Source organism: Pseudoxanthomonas sacheonensis (assembly GCF_031455975.1).
Classification (GTDB): domain Bacteria; phylum Pseudomonadota; class Gammaproteobacteria; order Xanthomonadales; family Xanthomonadaceae; genus Pseudoxanthomonas_A; species Pseudoxanthomonas_A sacheonensis_A.
Map to the genome: position 1 here is coordinate 485,599 of NZ_JAVDTT010000001.1, position 12,052 is coordinate 497,650.

The 12,052-nt window shown below is 65.5% G+C and carries 11 protein-coding genes; 2 read left to right on the plus strand and 9 right to left on the minus strand.

What is annotated here, in order from left to right; translation table 11 throughout:
• Positions 1–16: 16 nt before the first annotated feature.
• From dnaE to J2W94_RS02260, 4 genes are all read right to left on the minus strand, one after another.
• Entirely contained in the window at positions 17–3,574 is a 3,558-nt protein-coding gene (dnaE, locus tag J2W94_RS02245) for a DNA polymerase III subunit alpha (protein WP_310090005.1), read from the minus strand.
• A 141-nt stretch (positions 3,575–3,715) separates the two neighbouring features.
• Positions 3,716–3,913 (minus strand): hypothetical protein, encoded by a 198-nt coding sequence (locus J2W94_RS02250; protein ID WP_310090006.1) that lies wholly within the window; start codon positions 3,911–3,913, stop codon positions 3,716–3,718.
• 163 nt (positions 3,914–4,076) lie between these two features.
• Positions 4,077–4,412: a hypothetical protein gene (locus J2W94_RS02255; protein ID WP_310090008.1), complete on the minus strand. Its 336-nt coding sequence runs from the start codon at positions 4,410–4,412 to the stop codon at positions 4,077–4,079.
• A gap of 102 nt (positions 4,413–4,514) precedes the next feature.
• The gene (locus J2W94_RS02260; protein ID WP_310090009.1) at positions 4,515–5,165 is read right to left on the minus strand and encodes a DUF1232 domain-containing protein; all 651 of its coding nucleotides are present in this window, start codon (positions 5,163–5,165) and stop codon (positions 4,515–4,517) included.
• 146 nt (positions 5,166–5,311) lie between these two features.
• Between J2W94_RS02260 and J2W94_RS02265 the strand changes: the two genes are divergently transcribed.
• Positions 5,312–7,552 (plus strand): winged helix-turn-helix domain-containing protein, encoded by a 2,241-nt coding sequence (locus tag J2W94_RS02265; protein ID WP_310090010.1) that lies wholly within the window; start codon positions 5,312–5,314, stop codon positions 7,550–7,552.
• Positions 7,553–7,576: 24 nt separating this feature from the next.
• Entirely contained in the window at positions 7,577–7,834 is a 258-nt protein-coding gene (locus J2W94_RS02270) for a hypothetical protein (RefSeq protein ID WP_310090011.1), read from the plus strand.
• On the opposite strand, the gene J2W94_RS02275 is transcribed toward J2W94_RS02270, so the two are convergent.
• The 5 genes from J2W94_RS02275 to lpxD are packed head-to-tail and all read right to left on the minus strand — an operon-like array spanning position 7,812 to position 12,007.
• A complete protein-coding gene (locus J2W94_RS02275; protein ID WP_430540559.1) occupies positions 7,812–8,492 on the minus strand; it encodes a ribonuclease HII in 681 nt (226 codons plus the stop codon). The two genes, J2W94_RS02270 and J2W94_RS02275, sit on opposite strands and share 23 nt — an antisense overlap.
• The gene (gene lpxB, locus J2W94_RS02280; RefSeq protein WP_430540535.1) at positions 8,480–9,742 is read right to left on the minus strand and encodes a lipid-A-disaccharide synthase; all 1,263 of its coding nucleotides are present in this window, start codon (positions 9,740–9,742) and stop codon (positions 8,480–8,482) included. The genes J2W94_RS02275 and lpxB overlap by 13 nt, the downstream gene beginning before the upstream one ends.
• Positions 9,739–10,530, minus strand: a complete 792-nt coding sequence (lpxA, locus tag J2W94_RS02285; protein WP_310090013.1) for an acyl-ACP--UDP-N-acetylglucosamine O-acyltransferase — start codon at positions 10,528–10,530, stop codon at positions 9,739–9,741. Before lpxA ends, lpxB begins: the two co-directional genes overlap by 4 nt.
• Before the next feature lie 2 nt (positions 10,531–10,532).
• Positions 10,533–10,988 (minus strand): 3-hydroxyacyl-ACP dehydratase FabZ, encoded by a 456-nt coding sequence (gene fabZ / locus J2W94_RS02290; protein ID WP_310090014.1) that lies wholly within the window; start codon positions 10,986–10,988, stop codon positions 10,533–10,535.
• Positions 10,989–10,990: 2 nt separating this feature from the next.
• The gene (lpxD, locus tag J2W94_RS02295; protein WP_310090015.1) at positions 10,991–12,007 is read right to left on the minus strand and encodes a UDP-3-O-(3-hydroxymyristoyl)glucosamine N-acyltransferase; all 1,017 of its coding nucleotides are present in this window, start codon (positions 12,005–12,007) and stop codon (positions 10,991–10,993) included.
• Between the last annotated feature and the right edge of the window lie 45 nt (positions 12,008–12,052).

Below are 12,052 nucleotides of genomic sequence, written 5' to 3' on the forward strand. Positions count from 1 at the left end.
TGGGAGAAGGAAAAGCTCAGTTCGCCCAAGGTCTTGAGATGGCGACCTTGACCGTGCGCACACCCGGATGGGCCCGCAGCGCGTCCAGCAGCTCCGTGTCCACGCGCACCGACTTGGGGCCGTTCAAATCCAGCACGCCCGCCACGCCGCGTTCGCCGGATTTCAATAACAGGTCCAGACGCAGAGGCGTCGCTCCCGGGCGATGCTTGGCCAGCAGGGCATCGATGCGGTCCCAAAGGCCCGGTACGCGCATGTCCAGCCGTAGCGACAGGCGCTGGGCATGGTTGGCGCAAAGCTGCGCGTAGTCCCAGCACTGGCGCACGCGCAGGCTGAAGCCGCCGCTGAACTCGTCCTCGCGCAGGCCGCCCTGGATCACCAGGATGCGGTCGCGGGTCAGCAGGGGCGCCATTTGCGTGTAGGCCTCGGAAAACACGCTGCATTCGATGCGACCGCGGCCATCCTCCAACTGCACGAAGACCTGGCTGTCGCCCTTGCGCCGCAGCGCGACCACCTGGCCGGCGATGACCACGCCGACTTCGGGGCGCCAGCCTTTCTTCTCGCCCTGGGGCGCGGAGCTCCACAGTTTGTCGAGCTCGCCGAGGTCCGTGCCGACCAAGGCGCGCAGATCGTCGCGGTAAGGATCCAGCGGATGGCCGCTGAGGTAGTGGCCCAGGGTTTCGCGTTCGCCGGTGAGCTTCTGCGAAAGCGGCCACTCGTCCACTTCGGTCAGCAGCACTTCCAGCGCGGGCGCTGCGTCGCCGCCGCCGAACAGCGACACCTGTCCGGCATCGCGCTCTTTCGCAAGTTGGTCGGTGGCTTTCACCACTTCCGGAAGTTGCAGCATCAGCGAGGCGCGATTCTTGCCCAGCGCATCCAGCGCGCCCGCATTGACCAAGGCTTCCAGCGCGCGGCGATTGAGTTTGGACGAATCCACGCGCTTGCAGAAATCCAGCAAATCGCGGAAAACGCCGCCGCTGGCGCGTTCGGCGGAAATGGCTTCGCAAGCGCCGCGGCCCACGCCCTTGATCGCGCCCAGCCCGTAGCGCACGGTGCGCGCATCGTTGGCCACGAACATGTATTCCGACGCATTGACTTCCGGCGGCAGCACCTCGAGCTTCAACATGCGGCACTCGTCCAGGAAGCCGACCACTTTGTCGGTGTTGTCCATGTCCGAGGACAGCACCGCCGCCATGAATTCGGCGGGATAGTGGGTCTTCAGCCATGCGGTCTGGTACGACACCAGCGCATAGGCGGCGGCGTGCGACTTGTTGAAGCCGTAGCCGGCGAACTTCTCCATCAGGTCGAAGATGGAATCGGCTTTGCGCGCGTCGATGTCGTTGTTGCCGGCGCCTTCGCGGAAGATCTCGCGGTGCTTGGCCATTTCCGCGGGATTCTTCTTGCCCATCGCGCGGCGCAGCAAGTCGGCGCCGCCCAGCGAATAGCCGCCGACGATCTGCGCCATCTGCATGACCTGTTCCTGGTACACCATGATGCCGTAGGTGTCGCGCAGCACGGGCTCCACGCGCGTATCCGGATACTCCACCGGCTCGCGCCCGTGCTTGCGTTCGATGAAGGACGGAATCAGGTCCATCGGACCCGGGCGGTACAGCGAGACCAGGGCGATCAGGTCTTCGAAACGATCGGGCTTGGCGCGCTTGAGCAACTCGCGCATGCCGCGCGATTCGAACTGGAATACCGCGCCGGTGTCGCCGGTGGAGAACACGCGCTCGTAGGTGGCCGCATCGTCCAGCGGGATCGCGGAGATTTCCATCGGCGTCTCGCTTGCGGACTGCCGACGCACGTTGATCGCCTTCACCGCCCAATCGATGATGGTCAGCGTGCGCAGGCCCAGGAAGTCGAACTTCACCAGGCCTACCGCTTCCACATCGTCCTTATCGAACTGGGTCACCGGCGACTTGCCGCGACCCTCGGCGTCGTGTTCGGCGAACAGCGGGCAGAAGTCCGACAGCGGCGAGGGCGCGATCACCACGCCGCCGGCGTGCTTGCCGGCATTGCGGGTCAGGTCTTCCAGTTGCCGCGCCAGATCCATCAGGTCGCGCACGTCGTCTTCGTCGCGATAACGGTCGATCAGTTCCTGCGACACCATGCTGCTGTCGCCTTCGCCCATCGCGTCCTTCAAGGTCACGCCCAGGATATTGGGAATGAGCTTGGCGATGCCGTCCACCAGGCCGTAAGGGAAGCCCAGCACACGGCCGGTGTCGCGGACGACCGCCTTGGCCGCCATGGTGCCGTAGGTGATGATCTGGCTGACCCGGTCGCGGCCGTACTTGCGCGCAACGTAGTCGATGACCTCATCGCGACGGTCCATGCAGAAGTCGATGTCGAAGTCGGGCATCGACACGCGTTCGGGGTTGAGGAAGCGCTCGAACAGCAGGCCGTAGGGCAGCGGATCCAGATCGGTGATGCCCAGCGCCCACGCCACCAGCGAGCCGGCGCCGGAGCCGCGGCCGGGACCCACCGGGATGCCATGCTGCTTGGCCCAGTTGATGAAGTCGGCCACGATCAGGAAGTAGCCGGGGAACCCCATGCGCACGATGACGTCGACTTCCAGGTCCAAGCGCGCGCGGTAGTCGTCGGCGCTGTGTCCGTCCGCAAGCGGGTTCCTGAGCAGACGCTCCTCCAGGCCCGCATGCGACTGGCTGCGTATCCAGCTGTCGAGCGTTTCGTTGCTGGGCACCGGATACGCGGGCAATGCGTACTGGCCCAGCGTCAGTTCGAGATTGCAGCGCTGCGCAAGCGCATAGGTGTTGTCGATCGCGTCGGGTATGTCCGCGAACAACGCCGCCATTTCATCGGGCGATTTCAGGTATTGCTCGGGGCTGTACTCGCGCGGACGCTTGGGATCGTCCAGCACGCGGCCGGTGGAAATGCACACGCGCGCTTCATGCGCGTCGTAGCCTTCGCGGTCGAGGAAACGCACGTCATTGCTGGCGACGACCGGAAGTCCGCGCGCGGCGGCGGCGTGCAAGGCGAAGGCGTTGAACGCGTCTTCGCCCTCGCGCTGGGTGCGGGTGATTTCGAGATGCAGGTTTTCGCCGAAGCTGCGCTGCAGATCGGCGAGGTGCTGTTCGGCGTGTTCGTGGCGTCCGCCAGCGGCCAGCCGTCCGGCATAACTATGGCGGCCGGCGATGGCGAACAGGCCTTCGCAGTCCTCGCGCAGCCATTCGGGCGTGATCGCCACGCCGTCCATGTGGTGACCTTCCATCCAGGCGCGAGTGAGCAGGCGCGACAGCGACAGGTAGCCGATGTGGTCGCGACAGAGCAGGGTGAGCTGCCAGGGGCTTTCCTTGCCGTCGACGACGCTGAGGTCGGCGCCTGCGATGGGTTTGATGCCCACCGATTCGGCGGCTTTGTAGAACTTGACCAGCGCGAACAGATTGTTGCGGTCCGTCACCGCCAACGCCGGCAGCTTCATTTCCACCGCGCGGCTCAGCAGATTGGGCCGTTTCGCCTTGTCCGGGCGCGCCTCGTCGGGCTTTTCAGGCACGCGGATAGTGGAATCCGCTAGCGAGAATTCGGTGTGCAGATGGAGGTGGATGAAGCGAGAAGTCATGCCGGCCCAGAGTGGTGCCTGGGCAGGTTATCCGCCGCGCTGGGGTGGGGCAAGGCTTGACAGCCGCCGCAGTCCGGGAAAGCCCTGGCAACGCTGGTTCTGCCCGTTGTAGCGGACCGGACAGAGGGTCGCCGACTGGACTCAGCGCACGTGCAGATAGTCGGCTTGCGCGGGCAGGTAACTGGTCTCACTGATGCGGCGATGATGGACCGCAAGCGCGGCCTGTTCCTCGCCGGTCAGTTCGGTGTCGCCTGCTTGGGGGCGCAGGTCGGCCTGCGCTGCGGTGCCGGCTTGTTCGTGCATTCGCGCAGTGCTGGGAGACATATCGGGGGTATGCATGGCGAACCTCGTTGGGTCATGGCAGCGGAATCGCGCATCCGCTATTGCAGGGATGCAGGAGCATGGTCTGCGGTTGCAATGCGCGTGTCGCCTGTGGGAAGTCGCGGTGACTGACGACAGGGGTGCCGCATTCATCCGACCAGCGGTCGTGTCGTGGGGAACCTTAGGGCCGAACACGCCGACCCGGTATGGATCGGTGCTCCCGGCGTGGGCGTTGCCACTCCAACAGCGCAGTCTCGAGCTGGCCCGTTCGGCGATATAGCAGGTAGCGGGCGATTTCCTCTGCAAGCGTCGTCCAGGCGGATTCCTCGGTACCTCCCCCTCCGGCGGCACTGACCAGTATTTGCAGCAACTGTCCGCGCACCGGGGGCGGGCAAGGCCATTGATGATCGGCCAGCATCGACCGCAGCAGTTGCAAGCGATCATCGGTCTGCTCGACGATCGACGTGAACAGCTGCGTGGGCCGACACGCATTGGCCGGCGGATAGACGGTAGACATGGCAAACCTCCGACGCGATTCCGATTGTTGTGAAGCTGCGGTCCGCCCCGCATTGCGCGGGGCGGCCGGAAGATCGGGGATCGCGCTTGTCGTGTTGCGGATTCAGTGGACGCGAAAGACTCTCGGAGCCGTCGGTACATAGCTGCTCGCGCGCACGCGGCGCTGGTGCTCGCGTAAGGCCGATTCGGCGCGGCGCGCAACTTCCCAGTCATTTCGGTCGAAACGAAATGCGCCGCTCTCCTGTTGGTGCAGGCGCGCTTCGATCAGCCGCAGACGGCAGAAGTCCTGATAGCTCAGCACTTCGCCCGCCAGTCGCGGCCAGGCGGCCTCGACGACGATGGCGTCGTCCAACTGGCCCACTTGCGGGATCCAGTCGGGAATGAGGTCGTTGTGTCCGTTGAGGTAGTCCAGCACCGCGCTGGCCGGTGCGCGGACCTCGTTGGCCGGCTGCCAGCCGTGGTCGGCGAGCATGCTCGCCAGCGACTCGGCCTGTGCCAGCCGCTGGCGGATACAGGTCGGGGTGGATTGCGAGCCGTTGGAATCGGACAGCAGGCGCGCTGCGGTCACGACCTGGTCGCAATCCAGCGGGGGCCGGTCGCCGGTCAGGGTGGAAAGCAGCTGGTTGAAGCGTTCCATGTCCAAAGTGCTGAGACGGAAGCTCCCGATCCGGCGGCGGCGGTTGGGGCGGTTGGGGTTGTTCCCCGGCAACAACACCTGTGGCAGGGATTCGATGTGATTGGCGTTGGTGGACATGATGGTTCTCCGGTAATGGATGCTGGGAAGGGCACCCGGTTGGGTGCGTGGCCAGCTTCCGCCGGGTCGGTGGATGGGTCATGATGCGGGCACGAAGCTTCCGCCAGCTTTTCAGCTGGATTGCGAGGTTTCCATGAGGAATTGCAGTGGAGTCCGATTCGGGCGCTAACGCAGGTACTCAGGGGGCAGAGCGATATCGCTTCGGCGACATCGTCGTGGATGCGGTCGCGTACACGATCAGCCGCAACGGCCAATCGGTGGCAGTGGAACCCAAGGCCTTTTCCGTGCTGCTGGTGCTGCTGCGCCATGCGGGCCAGCTGGTTCCTCGGGACGAATTGCTGGATGCGGTCTGGGGCCATCGCCATATCACTCCCGGCGTACTGACCCGAGCCATCGCCCAGTTACGCGCCGCTCTGGACGACCGGGCCGAGCCGCATTACATCCAGACCCAGCACGCGGTGGGCTATCGGTTCATCGGGGTCCTGGAACCGGAAGAGGCCATCTTGGCGACAGTACCGCCCAATGCCGGTGGGCTCGCCCAGGGAGCGGTGACGGCAATGTCGGCCTCGCCACCAGCGGCCGCGGCCGCGGACACTCCCTCCGCGATCTCCGTTTCCGACCATGCGCCTTCACCCGCTTCGCCGTACGCGGGGAACGAACGACGCGGCGCACGTGGTCTCTGGCGCTGGCAGTGGGCGGCCTTCGCAGTAGTGATGTTGGCGTTGGCTGTCTGGGCTTGGCGCGAGCACCGCCCGACGCGAGTGCGTGCGGCAGAGCCGTCCATCGCCGTGCTGCCCTTCACCAATCTCAGCGAGAACCGTGACAACGATTATTTCGCGGAAGGGCTGGCGGCGGAGATGCACGATGCGCTGGCCGGAGTGCAAGGCTTGAAGGTCGCCGCGCAAGTGTCGCCGGCGACGGTGCTGAAGCAGGGCGGCGACGTCAAGGCGCTTGGCGCGCTGCTCGGAGTCTCCACGGTGCTCGATGCCAGCGTGCGCCGCGAAGGCCAGCGGGTGCGCATCAATGCGCGCCTGTCCGACTGCGCAACCGGCTACACCTTGTGGACCCGCAGCTACGACCGCCAGCTCTCCGAGGTGTTCGATACGCAGGTCGAGATCGCCGAGGAGGCCGTGCGATCGCTGATCGAGGTGCTGCCGAAGCAAAGCGAAGCGATGGCCAGGCGGCTTACCCCGACCCGCAACGCCGCCGCATTCGACGCCTACCTGCGGGGATTGCAGCAGTTGCTTGCTGGAGGCGAAGGAAGCGAGGCCAAGGCGGTCGGTTTTTTCGACAGTGCGTTGAAGGCCGATAGCGGGTTCGCGCGGGCGCAGGCAGGAATCTGCCGTTCCGAAGTGGCCGCCTTCCGGCATCGCCATGATGCGTCCGCATTCGAACGCGCCCGTGATGCCTGCACACGCGCCGGGAAGATGGACGCGGAACTGGGCGAAGTAAATGTTGCTCTGGGCGACTTGTACCAGGCGCATGGAGAGTCGGGTGAAGCGGTCGAGGCTTATACGCGCGCCGAATCCGATCCGGTGTCGCGCCCTTCGGCCTACATGGGGTTGGCCATGATGCACGCCGAGCAGGGCGACCACCAACGCGCGTTGGCGCTGAGCCGCAAGGCGAGCGCGCTGCGCCCTGCCGACGCGAGGATATTCGCCTACAGCGGCTACTACAGCTATCTGGCGGGGCGTTCGCAAGACGCGATCGCGGCCTATCGCAAGGCCGTCGAACTGAAACCCGACGATGCGATCTACTGGAACACGCTGGCAGCGCTGTACGTGGGCGTGGGCGACAATGCGGCGGGGATGCGGGCGCTCGAACGTTCCATTGCCATCGAGCCCGGCCCCGAAGCGCTGACCAATCTTGGCGAACTCAAGTACCAGGCGGGCGACTACGCGGCGGCGGTGGATCTGCACACGCGCGCCACCGTGCTCGCTCCGGCCGATTACCTGCCTTGGGGCAACCTGGGCAACGCGCAACTGGCCGAACCGGCGACCGCGAACAAGGCCCGCGCCACGTTCCAGCAGGCAGCGACGCTTGCGCAGGGCTACATCGCAACCCGTCCAGCCGACGGAACGGCGCTGGCCGCGCTGGGTTGGTTCCTGGCCAATCTCGGGCGTGCCGGCGAGGCGCGCGAAATGCTCATGCGTTCCGAACAGCTCAAGGGCGAGCAAGCCGAGATCGCCTTATACAACGCGCAAACCTTCGCCTTGCTGGGAGACACCGAAGCGGCGCGCATCCGGCTCCAGGCGGCCCGGGCCGCAGGCCTGCCGGAGACGCGGATCGTTTCCAACGTCGTATTGCGCCGTGCCGGTCTGACGCCGGATCGCGCGCGTGAGAATGCGGTTCAAAACACGGTTCCATCCACCCCCGGAAAATCCTGACCGGGGCCACCCCGAGGAGGTCACATGCCACGCGATCGCACAACCCGCACGCCAACGCCAAAAGAAACCAGCGCGATAAGATCGCGAATCAAGAATCTGGTCGGTCGCGAAATCGGCGAGGCCACGATCATCAAGGACCTGCTGAAGGAGCGCGAATTCAGCTTCGTCTATCCGATCGACGAATTACGCAGCCTGGCGTTCAAGATCACGGTCACTCCATTGATGAGCAAGTCGTTGGGCGCCATTGCGCATCTATCGGTCAATCCGGGCAAGCCACCGTGAGCGGATCGGGCAGGCAAGTCGGACTTTGATGGAGGGCCCCCATCGCGCGCCGCACCGGCATGAAACTGCGCCGGTGTTGCGCGCAGGGGCCGTGCTCGGTCAGGGCGGCCAGATGAGAAGGCGTGGCATAGCCCTTGTGCACCGCGAAGCCGTAGGCCGGAAATTCGTCGTGCAGGGCGACCATCAAGCGATCCCGGGTGACCTTGGCTAGGATCGAAGCGGCCATGATCGAGCGATCCAGGCGGTCCCCGCCCACCAAGGCTTCGGCGCGGCAGGGCAATCCCTTCGGCAATGCATTTCCGTCGATGCGCGCCAGTCCTGCGACATGGGCTACGCCCTCCACCGCGAGCCGCATCCCCAGCATCGTGGCTTGGTAGATGTTCAGGCGGTCGATCTCGTCCACTTCCACCAGCACCACGCGCCAGGCCAGCGCGCGTTCGACGATGCGCGAGTACAGCGCTTCGCGCCGCGCCGCAGTGAGTTGCTTGGAATCGTCCAGTCCGTTGATACGCGGACGGGCAGGGTCGAACACGACAGCGGCCACCGCCACCGGTCCGGCGAGCGGTCCGCGTCCGGCCTCGTCCACGCCTGCGACCAGCACAGGGGGCTGGGCGAGGGTGGAAGCCGGAAACAGCGAATGCTGGCTCACGACGAAAATCCCGTGCCGCGCAGCAGGCTGACGATCGCGTCGGCTGCGCTTGCCGAGGCATTCCGACGCAGCGTTTCGTGCAGCTCGCGGTAGCGCGGCTGCAGCGCGCCGGTGATTTCGGGATGCTGGAACTGGTTCAGCACCGCCGCAGCCAGATTCTGCGGCGTGCATTCGTCCTGCATCAGTTCCGGCGCCACATCGGTACCGGCCAGCACATTGGGAAGCGCATAGCGCTCGACCTTAAGCATGCCGAACGCTTTGACGATGCGGTAAGTCAGCGGCGCGACTTTATAGCCGACCACCATCGCGCGCTTGGCCAGCATCGCTTCCAAGGTGGCGGTGCCGGAGGCCAGCAACACCACATCGGCCGCCACCATCGCCTCGCGGGCGTGGCCTTCGGCCAGCAGCGGCGGCGCAGCGAATCCGGCTTCGGCGATCAACGGTCGCAGCGCGTCCCGGCAAGCGGAATTCGCCGCGGGCACCACGATCTGCAGATACGGAACGGATTCGGAAACGATCCGCGCGGCTTCCAGGAAGATTTTGCCGAGCCGCCCGATCTCCCCCAGCCGACTGCCGGGCAGCACCGCCAATACCGGCGTGTAGGCATGCAGGCCTAGCGACTCGCGCGCTGCCGCCTGATCGGGCTCGATCGGCATTTCGTCGGCCATCGGGTGGCCAACGAAACGCGCGTCGATGCCATGGCGCGCGTAAATCGGCGGTTCCATCGGAAACAGGCACAGCACCAGATCCGCGCTGGCGCCGATCTTCTGCGCCCTTTTTTCGCGCCAGGCCCATACCGAAGGACTGACGTAATGCACGGTGCGCACATCGCGCTGCTTGAGCCAGCGCTCCACGCCCAGATTGAAGTCCGGCGCATCGATGCCGATGAAAACGTCGGGATTCCATGCGCGCGCGCGTTCGCGGAACCGGCGCCGCAGCTTCAGCAGACGCGGCAAGTGGCGCAGCACTTCGGAAAGACCCATCACCGCCAGCTCGCCCGCGTCGTGCCAGATGTCGCAGCCTGCCCGACGCATCGCATCGCCGCCGATGCCCGCGAATTCGGCGGTGGGAAAGCGCTTGCGCAGCTGCTCGATCAATCCCGCGCCCAGCGCATCGCCGGAAGTTTCGCCCGCGACCAGCGCGATGCGCTTGGGTCGCAGCGCGGCGTTCTGTAGCCTGTCGGGCGAAGCGGCCAGATCCGACAGGGTCGGCGACTGTTCGCCCGTTGCCGTGGAAGAGCCGTGCCGCCAGCCGCTCATCGCAACAGGGGCCGTTCGCCGCTTTCGATGAAATCCAGCAAGGCGCGCACGTCCTCGCTGTCGCGCGCCTGTTCGGCCAGTTGTTGCTTGGCTTCGGCCAGCGGCAAGCCCGCGACGTACAGGGTGCGGTAAGCGCGTTTGATCGCGCTGATGCGTTCGGCATCGAAACCTCGGCGTTTGAGGCCTTCGCTGTTGATGCCGCGCGGGCGGCCCTGGGCCTCGGTCGCCACCATGGTGTAGGGCGGCACATCGCCGCTTATCAGCACGCCCATACCGAGGAAGGCATGGGCGCCGATCCGGCAGAACTGGTGCACGCCGGCGAAGCCGCTCATGATCACCCAATCGCCGATCTGCACATGGCCGGCCAAAGTGGAGTTGTTGGAAAACACGCAGAAGTTGCCGATCCTGCAGTCATGCGCGACGTGCGTGTAAGCCAGCAGCCAGTTGTCGTCGCCGATGCGGGTGATCCCGCCGCCGTCGCCGGTGCCGCGGTTGATGGTGACGAACTCCCGGATGGTGTTGCGGTCGCCGATGGCCAGTTCAGTGCGCTCGCCCTTGAATTTCTTGTCTTGCGGGTCGCCGCCTATCGCAGCATGGCCGATGATGTGGTTGTCGCGGCCGATGCGGGTGGGACCGGTGATGCTGCTGTGCGGCCCGATCACGCAACCGTCGCCTATTTCCACGTCGGCGCCGATGCTGGTGAACGCGCCGATGCGCACGCCCGCACCCAGCCTGGCGGCCGGATCGATCGATGCGCTGGGGTGAATGAGCGTCGCGCCAGCGGCCATGGTCAGCCCCGATCCTCTGCGCACAGCACTTCGGCCGATGCCACTTCCTGGCCATCCACCTTGGCGACGCCTTCGTACAGCGCCATGTTCCTGATCAAGCGCTTGAGGGTGACGTCCAGATCCAGACGATCGCCGGGCACGACCATTTTCTTGAAGCGGGCATTGTCCACCTTGACCATGTAGAACATGCGGCCGGCGGTCTGGCCATCGTGCGAAAGTTGGGTCAGCAGCCCGCCGGCCTGAGCTAAGGCCTCGATGATCAGCACGCCCGGCATGATCGGCTTGCCGGGGAAGTGGCCGGTGAAGAAGGGTTCGTTCTGGGTAATATTCTTGTAGGCCAGGATGCGCTTATCGCGCTCCAATTCCACCACCCGGTCCACCAGCAGGAACGGGTAGCGATGCGGCAGCAGTTTCTGGATACCGGCGGCATCGAGGGGGAGTTGGAAGGATTGGGTCATGTTCATTCCTTGTCGGTGGACAGGATGCGACGGGCCAGCGCATCGAGTTGCTTGAATCGCGCGGCGTTCTTCCGCCAGCTTCGGTTATCGGTTAATGGCGTGCCCGAGGAGTATTCGCCCGGTTCGCGGATCGAACTAGTCACCAGCGACATGGCGGTAACGGTGACTTTGTCGCATATTTCCAGATGGCCCAGAACGCCTGCGGCACCGCCGATCAGGCAGTAGCGGCCGATCTTGGCGCTGCCGGCCGCTGCGCTGCAGCCGGCCATCGCCGTATGCGCGCCGATATGTACGTTGTGTCCGATCTGGATCTGGTTGTCCAGGCGCACGTCTTCCTCCAGCACGGTGTCGCCCAGCGCGCCGCGATCGATGCAGGTGTTGGCTCCGATCTCGCAATCGTCGCCGATCACCACGCCGCCCAGTTGCGGCACCTTGATCCAGTGGCCGGCGTCCATGGCCAGACCGAAACCATCGGCGCCCAGTACCGCGCCGGGGTGGATGCGCACGCGTCGTCCCAGACGCACTCGCGTCACCAGGGTCACGCGCGCGATCAGCTCGCTGCCTGCGCCGATCTCGCAATCCTCGCCGATCACGCAGCCGGGACCGATGACGCAGCCCTCGCCGATGGAGCTATTGGCGCCGATTACCACGAAAGGACCGATATGCACGCCGTCCGCGATTCGCGCAGCGGGATCGATTACCGCCGACGGATGGACGCCGGCATCGCGAACCGGCTGGCGGTCGAACAACGCGGCGATTTTGGCGAAAGCGGTGTACGGGTCGCGGGCGATCAGCACGGTGCCCGGAGCTGCTGCGGCGTCTTCCTCGCGCAGCACCACGACGGAGGCGTTGCTCGTCGACAGTTGGTTGCGATAACGCGGATTGGCGAGAAAGGTCAGCTGGCCTTCGCCCGCGCCAGCAAGAGTGCCTACGCCGCGTAGGCGCAGGCCGCCATTGCCGCGCAACGCCAGGGCGTAGCGTTCGGCGATCTCGTCGGCAGTGATGCTGAAGGTGTCCACTGGGCGCAGTTTAACGTCTTGGGCGTGGCCGCGTAGAAGAAAGGC

Bases quoted from the DNA above. Each gene is read 5' to 3' on its own strand.
- dnaE (WP_310090005.1), bottom strand. From the start codon at position 3,574: ATGACTTCTCGCTTCATCCACCTCCATCTGCACACCGAATTCTCGCTA.
- J2W94_RS02250 (WP_310090006.1), bottom strand. From the start codon at position 3,913: ATGCATACCCCCGATATGTCTCCCAGCACTGCGCGAATGCACGAACAA.
- J2W94_RS02255 (WP_310090008.1), bottom strand. From the start codon at position 4,412: ATGTCTACCGTCTATCCGCCGGCCAATGCGTGTCGGCCCACGCAGCTG.
- J2W94_RS02260 (WP_310090009.1), bottom strand. From the start codon at position 5,165: ATGTCCACCAACGCCAATCACATCGAATCCCTGCCACAGGTGTTGTTG.
- J2W94_RS02270 (WP_310090011.1), top strand. From the start codon at position 7,577: ATGCCACGCGATCGCACAACCCGCACGCCAACGCCAAAAGAAACCAGC.
- lpxB (WP_430540535.1), bottom strand. From the start codon at position 9,742: ATGAGCGGCTGGCGGCACGGCTCTTCCACGGCAACGGGCGAACAGTCG.
- lpxA (WP_310090013.1), bottom strand. From the start codon at position 10,530: ATGGCCGCTGGCGCGACGCTCATTCACCCCAGCGCATCGATCGATCCG.
- fabZ (WP_310090014.1), bottom strand. From the start codon at position 10,988: ATGACCCAATCCTTCCAACTCCCCCTCGATGCCGCCGGTATCCAGAAA.